The following is a 15,441-nucleotide window of genomic DNA, read 5'->3' on the forward strand; positions in this document are numbered from 1 at the left end:
TTTACCCCACTCCGCCCTATAGTGCAAACTGTTTTTTGCGCAGCCATTTTTGGGGGAGGCTTTTCATGCCTGTAATTCGCAAGAATCTTCTACAGCTTATTTTTTCCGGCGCGTACCTGTTACGCTGGAATGACAAGCTGCGGCCCGTGGAACTGCTAGAAATTGACAAGCAGGCCCACAAAATGCTCCTGGCCTGCGTGCTCTGGCACGAAAACTCCCGACACATGACGGACCCGGAACGCACGGCGCTTGCAACAGAAATCATTGAGGGCGGGCTGTTTGATTATTTCTACCGGCTCATCATCACAGACATCAAGCCTCCCATCTACTACAGAATCAAGGAAAACCCTGAACAGTTCCGCCAGTTGACCGAGCATGTGCTCGACAGGCTTGAGCCTTCGCTTGCGCCTCTTGGCCCCTTTTGGGAACGCATGCGCCAGTGGCATACCAGCCCGGATGATGACACGCTTGCGCGCCGTATTCTTACTGCTGCCCACCTGTTTGCCTCGCAATGGGAATTCAGGCTCATAGAGCCGCTTAACGCGCCGTTTGATGATGAAATGGGCGACATAGGCCAGTCGTTTCCCGATCGGCTGGATACGTTCACGGATTTGCGTGGCCTTGCCTCCATGCGCAGCCAGGGCACGGCCCTCTCGCGCCTCGCCAACCTGTGCGGGCAGTTGCGCTTTCAGGTGCGGTGGACGCAGGCTCCGCGCATTCCGGCTACGTCTGTTCTCGGGCATATGTTTATTGTGGCCAGCTACGCCTACTGTTTCAGCCTGGCTGTCGATGCCTGCCCGGCGCGCGCCAACAACAACTTTTTTTGCGGACTGTTCCACGACCTGCCGGAAGTGCTCACCCGCGACATTATCTCGCCGGTCAAGCAATCCATTTCAGACCTGCCAAAAATCATTAAAGAATACGAGGATAAAGAGCTGGAGCGCCGCGTGTATGGCCCCTTGCGCGCTGAGGGCTTCACCTCTCTGGTGGAGCGCATCGAATACTACCTTGGCGCGGCTGTCGGTTCCGAATTTCAGGAATGTGTACGCGAAAATGGCGCAGTTCGCGCTGTTGAGGGCTTTCAGGCTCTTGCCGCATGCAACCGGGACGAACTGGACCCCAAGGACGGTCAGCTTGTTAAAGTCTGCGACAATCTGGCGGCTTTTCTGGAGGCGCACAGTTCAATCCGCAACGGCGTGTCCTCCCCCCACCTGCTGGAAGCCCGAGTGCGCCTATTGAATCGTCTGCGCGAAAGTTCCCCCAATGTGTTGGGGCTGGATGCCCTGCTTGCCGACTTTGATTAACCCACCCCCTCCTATGAAAATTGCTACTCCCCCTGCCCGTTTCCCGTTTTTTCTGCTTATAACGCTAACCCTCGCCTGCCTGTTGCCCGCTGCATGGCCCCGCCCCTGCAATGCGCTTGCCATTTCCAAGGGATTATCCTTTTATGCCAATGACCTGGAATATTATTACCAGCACCGCCGCGCCGAGACGCTGCCAGGCATTCTGCGCACGTTTGACGGGCAAGGCGTGCTGAAAGACAGCCTCAAGCAGATCATGCTGGCAACCTTTCTTGCGCAGGTGCTGCGCGATGATCCGTCTGCCCGGCAACGCCTGTTGCCGCCCCAGCCCGGTCTGAGCCGCGATGGACGGCGCACTTTGGCCTGGATGGCCCATCTTGCGCAATTGCCTGATGAAGAAGCGCTGCTTGCCACCCTGCTGCAACCGGAGGAGAAGTTGCTGCTCCAGCAGATTCGGAACAGCCCCGCCCCGCTGACCAACTGGGACATCTATTCGGAGAAATCCGTATTGCAGATGTATTGGGCGGCCTTTATGGCCTCTGGCAGCAATGAATTTCTGGATGCCATTATCCGCGCGGCCCTGCACTACGCCAAGCTGAATTCAGAAGGGCTGCGCAATGACGACACATTTTCCGGCAGCGCAGCGGCGGCAGCCTCACTGTACGACCTCGCTCCAAGGCACCCTGCCGTGCAAGCCCGCCTTGAACAGTTTCTTAAAAATTGCAACGGGGCTGAGGCTGAAACATTGAAAACAATTCTGCGTAAATAGACCACGACAGGTGCAGATTAACGGGAACAGCTGAGCAAAAGCGGGAGGAGGCGGTATGCGCTCCAATCCTTTTTCCCAGACAGCCCGAACTGGGCGGAGAGCGCCTACCTCAAAAAGCAAAGGCTCTGTTCCCGGAGGAACAGAGCCTTTATTCGTCATGGGAGCAAGCCGCTGGGCCTTAGCCCTTCTTCATATGATCTATAAGATCCATAAGGCTGCGGGCCAGGGCTCGCAGGGATTCCAGTTCCTTCATGGCGACCTGCATGGATTGCGATGTGCTGGCCGCAATGTGGTTAACATCAGCAACAGACCTGTTGATCTCTTCGCTGGTGGCAGACTGCTGCTCGCTTGCGGCGGCAATGGCCCGCACTTCATCGGCTGTCTGATCCACCATGCCAACGATTTCTTTCAGGGCTTCTCCAGACTTGTTGGAATACTCCGTGGCTTCAGAAATGTTGCCAACGGCCTTTTCCACTTGCTGAATACTCTGCCCGGCGCTTTGCTGAATGGCAGCAATGGCGTTGCCCACATCGGTGGTGGAGGACATGGTCTTTTCCGCCAGTTTGCGCACTTCGTCAGCCACCACGGCAAATCCACGCCCAGCCTCGCCCGCACGGGCGGCTTCAATGGCCGCATTCAGGGCCAGCAGATTGGTTTGATCCGCGATATCTGAAATGACGCCCATGATCTGGCTGATGGCCTTGGCGTGGTCGTCCAGCTGGGTCATGCCGTCCCTGAGGGCCTGCGACTGCCGCTGCACTTCCTGAATACCCACCACGGCTCTGGACACGATATCGGAACCAACCTCGGCCTTGCGCTTGGCGGCGTTGGAGATATCAGACGCCCCGCCGGCATTTTTGGCGACTTCAAGCACCGTGGAATTCATTTCTTCCATGGCGGTTGCGGTTTCCGCCAATCGGCTTGCAGCATGGTCAAGAGCACCACTGGTGCTTTCCACCTGCTCGGAGATATCATTGATGGAGGCGTTCAGCTGCCCCACTACCTCTTCTATCTGGGCAGCAGCGCTGATCATGCCCTCTCGCTTGGCCTGTTCCGCCTGCGCCTGGGCCACGCGGGCCTCTTCCATAGCGACCTTGGCTTCTTCGCCCATCTTGTGGGCTTCTTCGGCCTTTTCTCTGGCATCGTGCACCAGCTTACGCAGATTATCTTCCATCGTGCGCAAGGAATCAGCCAGTTGGCCCATGTCGTCACGGCTGTATACGTCAAGCTGCGCTTCGTTGTTGCCATCGGCCACAGCCTGCGCATAGGCGGTTATTTTGCGAATGGGGGCACTGATCTTGAGGCCGAGAACAAACGAAAGAATCAGCTGAAAGACCAGCAGGCCCACGCCAATCCATATGGAATTGCTTATGGCCACGCGTTCCAGGCGCTGCAATTCATCAATGGGCATGCCCACAAACCACATACCCACAATTTTTTCATTGGCATCTTTGACCGGCCAGTAGGCAGAATTATAGTCGATACCAAGAATATTATTATGAGAGAACACCGTTTCGCCACGCTCAAGCACGGCCTTGAGAATTTCAGGCGATTGCAGTTTGGTGCCAATGGCGCGTTTTCCATCTTGCAGCATGATGGTTGTCATGACGCGAGTATCACCCTTGAAAATGGTGACGTTGACGCCAGAAAGCTTTTTGAGCCAGTCAAGATAGGCAGGCGTAACAAGCGAGGTGCCAATGGACACGCTGCCCACAAGCTTGCCATCGTGCATTACAGGAAAGCTGGCCCGGATGGTGAACGGCACCTCTGTGCCAGCCACCACGGCCACGGCGGGCTTGCCCGTGAGGGCAATAACCACGGTTTCCTGATTGGTAACGCTGTCGCCGTGCTTTTTGGAGTGCCCACGGCCTATGACTATCCCCTTTTCATCGGTGATGGTCATAAAGTCCGACCCGGCCTTTTTCATCAGGACTGAACCAAGCTTGACCGCCGCATCAGTATTTTTTTCAGCGACAGCCCGGGCAAAATCATCATCTTCTGCAATAAGATCGGCACTTTGTAAAAACTTTTGAGCTGTGGTTTCATTGGCAGAACTGATGACCTGCTGCATCCTTACGATGCCCTTGTTCAGTTCGTCTTCGATCGGAACTTTCATGAAGTAGATTGAGACAAAAAGCACAACGCCACAGCATGTAATCAGCGCGCCGAATAGCGATCCGACATATGTGTGCGCAATAGTCCAACGCATGCCATTCTCCTTGCCAGAAACGTCCACCACAAAATTTACCGTATCATAACGCCATGTGGCCGGTGCATGACCAGCCGCCAGCGCTCACCTCGGAGTGCAAAAACTCTGCACTGGGCTTACGGCCAGCTTCATTTAAGACTAAGTGATCTTCACTCTCCTTAACGGCATGGTTAAAAAAATTAATAGGCCACAGGTCAAGTTAATTACGAAAAAACGATTTCCTCTACACAAAACAGATAACACAAAATATACGTTTATAGTATCAGATACTTGAGTATGGTCAATGGGTTCAACTTGTTTGCTTGTTGCGTAGAAAAAAAATCACGTTTAAATCTGGAGTGTTATAGCTAATCCCTCGCCCTAGTGATTGTGAATTTTTTTTCAACTAGTCAGACTTTTTGAGCCATTAGCGGGCGCTGCCCTGTGTCGAAGAAAAAAGAAAAAAAGTTGCAAGTCAGCATTGCACCCAATAGAAAAAGCCCGTTCCTGCGTCCTCACAGCATTGAACCATGCATGGAGAGCAAGAACGGGCTTATTAAAAGCCTGCATAAAAAAAATTAATCTGGCAGTTTATTACGCACCTGACGGCACAGTCCCATGAGGGCATCATATTCGTGCCGTAATAGTCCTGCCCGACTAATAAGCCTGCGCCAGGGCATCAAAAAATAATCACGGTTGTCACCGTGCAGATAATCAAGACGCAGTAACACATCCTTAAGCGATTCCACCAAGCGCTCCTGCTCTGCCGCAGTTGCCACCTTGCCGCCGCGCGGTATTTCTATCTGCCTTTCGCCGTGTTGCAGGGCACGCACGGCATTGGCGCAGGTGTAACTGAGCAGCAGCACGGCCTGGGCAAGGTTGAGCGAACTGGCAGCCGGATCCGTGGGGATAGTTACCAAGCGGTGGCAATGCATGATCTCATCGTTGTTAAGGCCACGGTCTTCCGGGCCAAAAACAAAGGAAACCTTCTCGCCCTTGGCGAGCACGGCTGCGGCCTCGCGCGCGGCCTGCTCCGGCGAAAGCAAAGCCTGACGCCAGCCGCCCACGCGCGCGGTGGTGCCAAACACCAGTGCGCTTTGGGCTACAGCCTGTGCCACGTCTTCATGCACTTCCACGGCATCCAGGATATCCTGCCCCTTGGGCGTAGCCAGAGGACGCGCCTTTTCCCTGTCCCACCGCTCCGGGTCAACAAGGCGCAATGTGGGGCAACCCATGTTGACGCAGGCGCGGGCAGCCATGCCAATATTTTCAGGAAAGCGCGTTTTGACCAATACAACTTCAAGACCTTGCAGCAGCATCATAACCTCAGCACAGGCCCCGCAGCAGCGTCAGCAAGACCTGCGTGGGAGCTTCGGGAGAAAAAGCCGGGGGCATCTGGGGCGGCAGCTTGGGCCAGATACGCCCGGCAGCCAGAGCCAGCATGGCCCCGCCTGCGCCGCACTTGCACACGGTGCCGAGGAATCGGCCCATCATGGCGCCAAAAGCCGCGTCCAGAGCCTCGCGCAGAGGGCGCCCCTTGAGGTGCTCCACAACAAAACAGCCTGTCCACGCCCCAGCCAGCGCGCCGATAAGCGCCCCAAGCCCAAAAAAGAGCGGCGCAAGCAGAATGGCCCCCGCTATGGCCCCAATCATCCCCGCGAATGTGCCGGAAGAACTGGAGCCATAGCGTTTGGCCTTGAGTATCTGCATGCCCATTTCCAGGGCTTCGCCCACAAGAGCTAAGCCCACCATCATGATCCAGAACCAGATATCCATGGAGGTCGCGCCGGGATGCACCACCTTCCACAACGCCACAAGCCCCAGCAGCACCCAGTTGGCGGGCAGCCCAAAAATGTTGAGCAGCAGCACAAAGCACAGCAGCGTTATGAATGCCCCGGCCAGCAATGAAGCCAGGGGAAAAGGCAGAAAATCCATGCGGCCCTCCGGTCGCTGTTAGTTTTTGTTGCGCATGTCCTGCAAGCGTACGGCCTTGCCCTCGGTACGGGGCAGGCTGTTGCTTTCCACAAGCTCAACCCTGGGCGTGATGAGGATTTCATCACGCAGGCGCGCGGCAATGGCCTTTTGCAGGTTTTGCAGCACGCGCATGTCTTCCACAAAATGCTCGTCGCGGATTTCGATCTGTACGCGCATCACATCGCCAAGACCGTCGTTCTCAAGCAGGATCAGGTAGCTCTGGCCCACTTCCGCAAAGGTCATGATGACCTGCTCAATCTGCATGGGGTAGATATTGACGCCCTTGATGATGAACATGTCGTCCGCACGACCAAGAATGCGGTCTATGCGGCGGTGCTTGCGGCCACAGGCGCATTCGCCCGGCAAAAAGCGCGTAAGGTCGCGGGTGCGGTAACGCAGGATGGGCATGCCCTGGCGGCAGAGGCAGGTCATGACAAGTTCGCCCACTTCGCCCTCGGGCATGGGCTCGCCAGTTTCGGGATCGACGATTTCTGGAATATAGGCGTCTTCCCACAGGTGCATGCCCGCCTGATGCAGACATTCAAAGCCCACGCCAGGGCCGTTCATTTCAGACAATCCGTAGGAGTTGTAGGCCTTCATGTCAAAAAGGTCTTCTATGCGGCGGCGGAATTCCTCGGTATACGGCTCCGCACCCACAAGGGCGATGCGCAAGGGGAACTGGCGCGGATCTTCGCCCATGTTGCGCAGGTGCTCGCCCAGAATAAGAGCGTATGAAGGCAGAATGTGAGCAACCGTGGTACGGAAATCCTTGGCAAGTTTGATCTGGCGGCGCGAGTTGCCAGCCCCGGCGGGGATGGTCATGCAGCCCAGGCGCTCCGCGCCAAAATGGATGCCAAGGCCGCCCGTGAACAGCCCGTAGCCGGACATGTTCTGAAAAACGTCGTCCCGGCGCACGCCAACCATGTGGATGCTGCGCGCCATGAGGTCGGCCCAGGAGTTGATGTCGTTCTGCGTGTGGCAAATGGCCACGGGCGAACCGGTGGTGCCGCTGGAGCAGTGCATGCGCACTATCTCGGACTGCGGCACGCACAAAAGCCCCGTGGGGTACTGGGAGCGCAGATCCTGCTTAGTGGTAAAGGGGATGCGCCGCAGATCATCCAGACTGCGGATGGAATCTGGCCCAACACCCGCTTCGTCCAGGCGCTGACGATAAAAGTCGCACTTGCGCGTCTGGGCCACCGTGCTTCTCAGCCGCGAAAGCTGAGTCTGTTCAATCTGATCCCTGCTCCAACACTCCGCCTCATCAAAGAATTCCATGCCGCCTCCTCAGCTTCATGCCGCAACGCCCCCGAGGCGCGTCAGCTTGTAATGCGTGTTCACCCGCCGTGACGGGAACAAAAAAGCTACTCTCCGGCCCGGGTGTGCGCCCATCCCCAAATAAGGCCGAAACATCCGGCGATCATCATATCGCCGTGCGGGGCAAGAAAACGCCCCTGCCCTTGCAGCAATGCGCGCTTTGGCCCGGTGATGTAGGTTGGCTCGTAACCGCCGGCTTCTTCACAATACGGGCCAAAAGCCGTGCCGTGCCCGCCTGAGGCCTGCACCTCTTCTGTGGGCAGCCAGTGCTTGCGGAACTGTTCAAGATCGCCCAGCAACTGCTCCAGAGTTCGCATGCCAGTGTGATGCTCGTAAATTCCGCGCACCTGTCCCTTATATACCAGAGCAGCCACGGTATGCCCGTTGCCCACGTTGATGACCGTGATGCCCTGCCGATAACTGCGGTCCATCACTTCCTTGTCGCACAATGCGCCAAGCAGCGCACTGGCCCCGGTGTCGGCAACCGGGCCGCCTGTTTTATCGTGCAGGGGCACAAGACGCGTCAACGATGGCGGCGGCGTTTCGTATATCCAGCGCCTGGGATCGGAAGATGCGCCCAGCAGTTCCGTCCATGCGCGCATGCGCGCCTGACGGTTGCCTGGGTATGAAAGCCGTGATCCTGCGCAGCCGTCAGCACCAGATGCGGCAAGGGCAGCCCGGCATGGCGCAGCAGCCCGCCCCAGAATTCCGGCGAATAATCGGTGAGAAAAACCGGCACGCTGCCATCAGGGCAATTGGAACGCACCTCTACGCCGATTTTGCGCACTACTTCTTCATTATCATGAATGCCGCGCGTGGCCGAGGCAGTTGCACTGACGGAAAGCCCCGCTGCAAGGTGTTCCTTGATGGCTTGGGTAAAGCCGCCGCCCATATTGGCGCCGTAAAGCCATATATTGCGTTTGAGCAGGGTCAACTCGCGGATGCGCTGGGCAACGAGCCGCGCGGGCGCGGGCAAAACAAAGCGCGGCCAGTTCTCGCATTCAAGGCCGGGGCGGGCCAAAAGGGCATCCTGCGTGCCGCTGCCTATATCCACGCACAGCACAGGCCCTGTGCCGCGCAAAAACTTTTGAACAATCTCGTCCATACTCACCTCTCATGAACGAAAAAATCTACCTGTATCAACCTTCAAGCGCAAGTCTTGATAAATTTTTGAAAAAAAAGCTTGCCAAGGGTTTCAGTTTGCCGTAGTACATCTTCTCGCGCCGAGGTGGTGGAACTGGTAGACACGCTATCTTGAGGGGGTAGTGAGGATTCTCGTGCGGGTTCGAGTCCCGCCCTCGGCACCACGAATTTAGGAATTGAGCTAACAAGCTCAATTCCTTTTTCTTTTTCTATCGCTTGATAAGCTTTCCGTAGTTGGTGACCCCATTCCCCTTTGCAGATGCCCTTTTGGGGCACTCACTGGGTCACAGGAGTTCCGACTATGTGCAAGTATGCCCCCAATAATCACCTCTCCCCTGCCAAGCTTCCTGCCTTCCTTTACCTAAAAGGAAGGATATTTTACTATCGCTATAAGCTTCCCAAGCAGCACACGCCAGGCTGTCCCGCGAAAGAAATCCGGATCAGCCTGCGTACGGCCTATCAATTTCAGGCATCACGCATAGCTGCGCAGCTACACGCCTTGACCAAAGAATCCTTGGAGCACTGGACGATGAGCGGACATACTGATTTTGCTGAAAACATGAAGCGAATTAAGGAACTTCGTAAATTCCTTCAGGATGAGCTGAATAAAATCCTTGATGCTCCAGACAAACGAGAATTGAGCCCTTCTGATATTCGTAAACGATTGAACGGATATTTAAAGTATCAGATTGATGATGAGGCTGTATCGCCTACTCCACCGGATATAATCCAGACTGAAGATGACGAAGGTAACATTGAAAATGTTGATATTGCACATATCAACGATAACATAGCATCAATGCACCTTAACAATCTCAACACTGGAAATAATTTCGATAACGATGTTCAACGTTGTGTCTTTGACCTTGTTAAGAACGGTGTATTTGATATCTCAGAAATTTCCCGCGACAATGTAGATGGACTCACCAGAAGTTATCTGGCCATGCAAATCAGCCTTCAAAAAATTAGGGCAGCAAGACTACGAGGAGATTTTTCTTATGAACAACCCTACCACCAAGCAGAATATACTCCATATCAACAATCTCTAAGCCCAGCAGAAGAAAAGTATCTAAATCTTGATGAACTCATAGATCGCTATTGCGTTATAAAAGTTAAAGACGGCGCATGGGCCGAACGTTCTCTTGCAGATCATAAAAACAGAGTTACAAGTCTCTTAAGAATCATTGGGAACAAACCAATAAATTCTATTACCAGACAGGATATGCGTAGTTTTAGAGATACACTTCAAAAACTTCCTCCGCGATGGCGAGAACAATTAGATAAATCTGGGCTTTCCATAAAAGAGTTCATTGAAAAATACAAAAATAAAACTCCATTGAGTATAAAAAGCATCAATGTAATTGTTGAAGCTGTTTCAGGAATGTTTACTTGGGCTATGCGTGAGAATTTGATTGAGCGTAATCCTGCGCAAGGACTTGGACTTAAAGATACACAGCAGGACATAGAAAAGAGACTCCCACTCACTGATGATGATATAAAACGGATATTCTTTTGCGCTGGCTATAAACCTAGTGCTTTCAAGAATCCAGCCTATTATTGGGTTCCTTTGATTGCCCTCTATACTGGGATGCGGCTTGAAGAAATATGTCAGCTTCACTGCGAGGATATCTATGAAGAAGATGGCATATTTTTGATTGATATTCGAGAAGACAGCACTGACGGTTTATGCGATAAAATCTTAAAAACGAAAAATGCAAAACGAAAGATACCAATACATGAGCAGCTGATAAAATTAGGATTGATATCATACAGGAATGCAATGATAAAAAGCAATCAGATCAGACTATTTCCATTATTAAATAAAACTGAAAAATCACCTAAATATGGAAAGCAAGTAGGGAAAGCATTTGGTTTACTTCTGAAAGAAAAAAATATTGTTGATGGAAAAAGTTTTCATTCACTCAGACACTCTTTTTCAAATTTTTTCAAAGTCAGAAACATGCATACTGACATGTTTCGACAGGTATTTGGGCATGAAATACAAAATTTGGCCGGCAGGCAATATGGAGATAAGTTTTCAATAAAACAAATTTACGAGGAACTTATCTCAAAAATTTCTTTCGAGAAATCGAAATGAAAGAATCGATATTCTCTTCGCTTCATTCAGGAAATGGCATCACTGGGCAAGAAAGCAGGAATAGCCTGAATCCTTGCCCAGTGATCAACTTGTTTACCTGCCTTCGCTTTCAGGCAAGGCCAGCCTTTTCAGTTCCTCTTCCGCATTGCATCTGCTGTCTTTTCGATTTTCCGGCTCTTCCGGGTTTTCCGTGGGTAGCTGATCTGCTAATGTCCTTCCCGGAGGGCACCAATGAAGGATACGGACCTATATTTTCGGATTCTCGGGCTGACCGAGCCCTGGTTTGTTGAGGCTGTTGAACTGGACACGGCGGAAGGTCGGGTAGACATCCGCGTGGAGCATGGTCCTGGTGTTCGCTGGTTTTGCCCTACTTGTGGTCGAGAGCTGGCTTGCCGCGACCATGCCGAGCCTCGTGTCTGGCGCCATCTGGACACGTGCCAGTTCAAGACGTTCCTGCATGCTCGGATTCCCCGAGTGGACTGCCCCGAGCATGGCGTCCTTCAGGTCAACGTGCCTTGGGCCGAGTCCAAGGCACGTTTCACCATATTGATGGAGCGATTGATCATCGACGTGCTGACCGAGTGCGCCACCGTAACAGGAGCGCGGCGCATCCTGCGCATCACCTGGGACGAAGCATGGGGTGTCATGGAAAGGGCGGTGCGCCGGGGCCGGGAGCGCAAGCAATCGAATCCCTCGCGGTATCTTGGCGTTGACGAGAAGGCATTCCGCAAGGGGCACGACTATGTGACCGTGGTTTGTGATCTGATCGGCAGCACGGTGGAGTATGTGGCCGACGAGCGTAAGGCCGAAAGCCTTGAGGGGTACTACCTTCAGTTCACCAAGGCGCAGTTGGAGCGGATCAAGGCCGTGGCCATGGACATGTGGGAGCCCTATTTTAAAGCTACGCTCAAACATGTGCCGGACGCGGCGGGGAAAATCGTTCACGATCGGTTCCACGTCATGAAACACGTAGGCGAGGCTGTGGACCGGGTACGCAAGCAAGAGCACCGCGAACTCACAAGTCAGGATGACCATCGACTCAAGGGCACGAAATTCCTCTGGCTATACCGGGAGGAGAATCTGCCGGACAAACACCGGCCAGCCCTGGAGGCCTTGAAGACAGCGAACCTCAAGGTGGCCAAGGCCTGGGCCATGAAGGAAAGCCTGAACGACGTCTGGAAGTACCTGAGCACGGGATGGGCCAGACGTTTTGTGAAGCGATGGCTGGTCTGGGTGAACAGGTCAGATCTTGCCCCAATGCGCAAAGTGGGCGGACTGATTCAGAGACATCTTGAGAACATCCTGACCTTCTGCCGCCACAGGATCACCAACGGCGTGGCCGAGGGCCTCAACAGCAAGATCATGGCCATCAAGAGGAAGGCTTGCGGTTATAGGAACCGGGAGCATTTCAAGACAGCCATCTACTTCTTCTGTGGCGGTCTAAACCTCTACCCGGCCAGTTCCTGACAGGGGTTACCCACGGAAAACCCGGAAGAACCGATTTTCCAATTCCACCGAAACCGCAGCCGCTGTGAATACTCCTGCGATCCCTGCCAGTATGCCGCCTATAAATGCCCATTTACAGCTCATGTCCATGCTCCTTCTTGTTAGCCGAGTACAAGCTAATCGTCCCAGTTATCTTTGATGGCCTGAAGCACCGCAATAACAACAGGTATCCAGTTCAGGTAATTCATTTACCCTCCCTTCATTTAGCAGCGCTGGATGCGCCGCTTTTTGTTAAGTAAGAAGAAACGAAATATTCCCGTTCGGTACCAAGGGCTGAAATCGAGAGGAGCCATCATACAGCACCGCCTTTAAGCAAGGCTACCTGCAGCATCGTGAACATGGCAGGCACTAGATCGGGCAGATCGTTGACCACCCGGCTTGTGTGTGGCAGCAGGTGCGTGATGTGTTCATCCCGAATGCCAAGGCCATAAACTTCAAAACCAAGTTTTTGGGCCACCCCTATGGCATTGTTTGCTGCAAACGGGTTGTCCGGCATGCCATCCGTGATCACCAAGATCATCTTGCGTTGCTCTTTGAGGGGCAACATGGTTTGCAAAATCCACCACAAGGCCCCAGCCAAGGGGGTTCCGCCAGAAGCCCGAATGTCGAACAAATCAGGCACCGATTGCCCATGCCGCATGATGGGGAATACAGAGTTTGTGACCGCAGTAGCGGGGAAAGCCGTAACTGCAGGATTCACGCCACGGATACGACCCAGGGCAGTTGCCACTGCATAGCAGGCCCGATTGGCAAGATTAATCGGTGCACCAGCCATGCTGCCGCTTACGTCCAGCAGGACGTGGACAGCGGTGTTTAGCCCTTGCTGCTCAGATTCTTTTTGGAAAACCCGATCATTGCCAACCCGCAGACGGTGTAGCGAATTGGCATGCAGTGTTCCTCTGCGCCCGATGCTGCAACGCCTCTGGGTTTGCGCCTGCAGAAGTCCCTGAAGGCGAGTGCGCAGGGCAACGCTGGCCTGAAGGGCTTGCAGCTTCTGCTCTGCTGGCAAGGGGGCTGCATGTCGGGTGCCTTCCACGGCCACGGTCAGTGCGTCACCAGCGGATTCTGCGCTGCTATTGGCAAGCTCAATCGACATGATTTCGCCGAGTTGCTTGGGGAGATCCTGCGCCTCTGCATGAAACAAGGCCTTGAGCGGTAAAGCACTCGACAGTTGGACCGGTTCAGATTGCTGGTCAATTTGTGTGGCAGAATCGTTGGCCTCCCCTGTCGCCCTTGGAGTGGCTCCCTGACCATTATTATTCGTGCCTTCGCTGGTTGCAGCTGGCTGATGTGGTTCCCACTGCCTGACGCATATGGCAATTTGTCGAGCGTATTCGACTGCTGCCTTTGTATCTGGACAATGGATGTAGACCCTGACCAAAATGGCATCCATTGCCGCTTTCAAGCCGGGAAAATGCTGCTCCATGATATTCGCTGCGTTTTGGCGTGCCGGGGTCACCTCATCCACATCCCAAGCTCTCACTGTCAACAGCACATAGTCCAAAACAGCAAGGGCCGGGGAATCGTCCCCGGCCCTTGGCTGTGCTTGCTCTACAAAGAATCGTCGTATCAGCCAGTTCAAGTTTCTCCGGCAGCCGGGGAAAATACCCGACAGCTTCTTTTCAACACGCCAGTCCTCAAGACAGTTAAACAGGTTGAAGGTCACAGGATCAAGGTTTGCAGTTTTTAGCACACTAAAATCTGTGTGCCGTATATGGGCAGCCTCATGGTCTGTAAACCCCTTGGCGAGTGCCAGCAATTCCGGCTCGCAATCCATGGGCAACGATGGCAAGTGGATAACCCTACCGTTGGTGCAGGCTTCCTTGCCGCCGATACGTACCTGCACCCCATAGCGATCGCCAAGGATGGACGCCAGCAGGGGCAGACAGTTGAGAACGTCTTTTGTGCGTACCATGGCGTCACCACAGGCCCAGGCTGGGGATGGCAGGATGAGGCAACGGGCTGTCAACCACGGGAATCTCAGGCAGGATGGGTTCATCGTCCAGTTCTCCATCCACGGTGCTGTCCACCCGTCCAGCAGGATCATCCGGCTCGGATACGCACGCTGGACCAGCCAGCAAGGCGTCCAGCACAAAGGCCGGACCATAGCCTTCAATGACCTTCTGCGCGTGCGCCACTAGGGCATCACTGTCCTTGAGCAGGCAGACCAGCCCCTGGAGCAAGAGCAAGTCTGTGCCGATGATGTTGCCCTTCTTGGGCATGCGCAGCAGTGCAGCCTGCACGACATCTGCTACAGGAGCCACATGTGGCTCTACGAAAGACAAGCCCGTGAGCTTGGCATGCAGGGTACGCAGCGGTGAGAGCGCCTTGTGGGTTACCTCCGTCTTGCCGTGATAAACCCTGCGCCAGATATCGTCAGCCGACTTGGCCACCTCATCAAACAGTGTGCCGCCGAGGCCCTGCACCTCTTCCGCCAGCCCGGCTTCCAGCACGGCTGTGTTGTCCGCATGCTGTTCCAACGGAGACACCTTGTACAACTGCCAGCGAAAATCCATTCGGGCGCGGACATAGTCCGGCCCCACGATGGAATTACGTATAATTTCACCCCACTGATGATGCTTCTCTATCCAGCTCTGCACATTTTGATCATAGCCAGCCAGAAAGGATTCCTTTTCTTTCTGGAAGTCGTTGCGGATGTTGCAAAGCTCCTGCACGATTTCACCGGCTTTTTCTTCAGGAATGGCCCAGCCGGACATGAAGCGCACTCCGTGTCTGTCCAGATAGTTGAAGGCACGGGCCTTGAGTGTGCCAAACACCTTGAGGTTCTCCGGGTCGGCAATGCGTTTGGAACCAAGGGACGCCAGATCTTCGGGTGGCAGTTCCGCTCCCCCCAGGTCATCCTGGCTCATCTTGCGTCGGGCTGACCACAGACTGACATTGAGGTTAAGGGCCAGCAAATTGTCCAGAATGCGAATGTCAGAAACAATCGGTGTCATAAAAGTCTCCTAGAATGAACTTTTTGTAGTGTTAAGGACGTAGCCTTCCGTGAGCTTTTTGGCGGCACGGGCTTCAAGCTCCAGTACGGAATTGTTGCCCGCACAATTTTCAGCGGAGATAACGTGTTGTTGCCCGGCAGTGTCCGGCTTGCCCCAATGAAGCATGAGGCCTTCAGGCCGAGCCTCGC

Annotated in this window: 10 protein-coding genes, 1 tRNA gene and 1 pseudogene; 5 read left to right on the plus strand and 7 right to left on the minus strand. The window is 54.2% G+C overall.

The window, feature by feature from the left end:
- The first annotated feature begins 65 nt into the window (after positions 1-65).
- Positions 66-1,304, plus strand: coding sequence for an HD domain-containing protein (locus ACUZ79_RS10720; RefSeq protein ID WP_240825557.1), 1,239 nt, complete (start codon positions 66-68; stop codon positions 1,302-1,304).
- Between the two features lie 13 nt (positions 1,305-1,317).
- Positions 1,318-2,070 carry a translation initiation factor 2 gene (locus ACUZ79_RS10725; RefSeq protein WP_449251580.1) on the plus strand — a complete coding sequence of 251 codons (753 nt, stop codon included), beginning with the start codon at positions 1,318-1,320 and terminating at the stop codon, positions 2,068-2,070.
- Between the two features lie 178 nt (positions 2,071-2,248).
- Here the strand turns inward: ACUZ79_RS10725 and ACUZ79_RS10730 are convergent, their stop codons facing one another.
- The 5 genes and pseudogenes from ACUZ79_RS10730 to ACUZ79_RS10750 form a co-directional block, all read right to left on the minus strand.
- Positions 2,249-4,279, minus strand: a complete 2,031-nt coding sequence (locus ACUZ79_RS10730; protein WP_449251581.1) for a methyl-accepting chemotaxis protein — start codon at positions 4,277-4,279, stop codon at positions 2,249-2,251.
- A 557-nt stretch (positions 4,280-4,836) separates the two neighbouring features.
- A complete protein-coding gene (locus ACUZ79_RS10735; RefSeq protein ID WP_240825692.1) occupies positions 4,837-5,577 on the minus strand; it encodes an RNA methyltransferase in 741 nt (246 codons plus the stop codon).
- 7 nt (positions 5,578-5,584) lie between these two features.
- Complete coding sequence (locus tag ACUZ79_RS10740; RefSeq protein ID WP_449251582.1) at positions 5,585-6,193, minus strand: DUF456 domain-containing protein; 609 nt, start codon at positions 6,191-6,193, stop codon at positions 5,585-5,587.
- Between the two features lie 18 nt (positions 6,194-6,211).
- On the minus strand, positions 6,212-7,510 hold the full coding sequence (locus tag ACUZ79_RS10745) for a phenylacetate--CoA ligase family protein (protein ID WP_240825551.1): 1,299 nt from the start codon (positions 7,508-7,510) through the stop codon (positions 6,212-6,214).
- An 86-nt stretch (positions 7,511-7,596) separates the two neighbouring features.
- Positions 7,597-8,654: pseudogene (locus ACUZ79_RS10750) on the minus strand (DUF1786 family protein).
- A gap of 117 nt (positions 8,655-8,771) precedes the next feature.
- On the opposite strand from ACUZ79_RS10750, the gene ACUZ79_RS10755 reads away from it, so the two are divergent.
- The 3 genes from ACUZ79_RS10755 (at position 8,772) to ACUZ79_RS10765 (ending at position 12,257) form a co-directional block, all read left to right on the plus strand.
- Positions 8,772-8,856, plus strand: a tRNA-Leu gene (locus tag ACUZ79_RS10755).
- Between the two features lie 137 nt (positions 8,857-8,993).
- Positions 8,994-10,790 carry a tyrosine-type recombinase/integrase gene (locus ACUZ79_RS10760; protein WP_449251583.1) on the plus strand — a complete coding sequence of 599 codons (1,797 nt, stop codon included), beginning with the start codon at positions 8,994-8,996 and terminating at the stop codon, positions 10,788-10,790.
- 231 nt (positions 10,791-11,021) lie between these two features.
- Positions 11,022-12,257 carry an ISL3 family transposase gene (locus tag ACUZ79_RS10765; protein WP_096152604.1) on the plus strand — a complete coding sequence of 412 codons (1,236 nt, stop codon included), beginning with the start codon at positions 11,022-11,024 and terminating at the stop codon, positions 12,255-12,257.
- A gap of 331 nt (positions 12,258-12,588) precedes the next feature.
- Here the strand turns inward: ACUZ79_RS10765 and ACUZ79_RS10770 are convergent, their stop codons facing one another.
- A complete protein-coding gene (locus tag ACUZ79_RS10770; RefSeq protein WP_449251584.1) occupies positions 12,589-14,211 on the minus strand; it encodes a cobaltochelatase CobT-related protein in 1,623 nt (540 codons plus the stop codon).
- A gap of 4 nt (positions 14,212-14,215) precedes the next feature.
- Positions 14,216-15,253 (minus strand): DUF3150 domain-containing protein, encoded by a 1,038-nt coding sequence (locus ACUZ79_RS10775; protein WP_449251585.1) that lies wholly within the window; start codon positions 15,251-15,253, stop codon positions 14,216-14,218.
- Positions 15,254-15,441 lie beyond the last annotated feature (188 nt).

Source organism: Desulfovibrio faecalis (assembly GCF_053570625.1).

Bases quoted from the DNA above. Each gene is read 5' to 3' on its own strand.
- ACUZ79_RS10720 (WP_240825557.1), top strand. From the start codon at position 66: ATGCCTGTAATTCGCAAGAATCTTCTACAGCTTATTTTTTCCGGCGCG.
- ACUZ79_RS10725 (WP_449251580.1), top strand. From the start codon at position 1,318: ATGAAAATTGCTACTCCCCCTGCCCGTTTCCCGTTTTTTCTGCTTATA.
- ACUZ79_RS10730 (WP_449251581.1), bottom strand. From the start codon at position 4,279: ATGCGTTGGACTATTGCGCACACATATGTCGGATCGCTATTCGGCGCG.
- ACUZ79_RS10735 (WP_240825692.1), bottom strand. From the start codon at position 5,577: ATGCTGCTGCAAGGTCTTGAAGTTGTATTGGTCAAAACGCGCTTTCCT.
- ACUZ79_RS10740 (WP_449251582.1), bottom strand. From the start codon at position 6,193: ATGGATTTTCTGCCTTTTCCCCTGGCTTCATTGCTGGCCGGGGCATTC.
- ACUZ79_RS10745 (WP_240825551.1), bottom strand. From the start codon at position 7,510: ATGGAATTCTTTGATGAGGCGGAGTGTTGGAGCAGGGATCAGATTGAA.
- ACUZ79_RS10760 (WP_449251583.1), top strand. From the start codon at position 8,994: ATGTGCAAGTATGCCCCCAATAATCACCTCTCCCCTGCCAAGCTTCCT.
- ACUZ79_RS10765 (WP_096152604.1), top strand. From the start codon at position 11,022: ATGAAGGATACGGACCTATATTTTCGGATTCTCGGGCTGACCGAGCCC.
- ACUZ79_RS10770 (WP_449251584.1), bottom strand. From the start codon at position 14,211: ATGGTACGCACAAAAGACGTTCTCAACTGTCTGCCCCTGCTGGCGTCC.
- ACUZ79_RS10775 (WP_449251585.1), bottom strand. From the start codon at position 15,253: ATGACACCGATTGTTTCTGACATTCGCATTCTGGACAATTTGCTGGCC.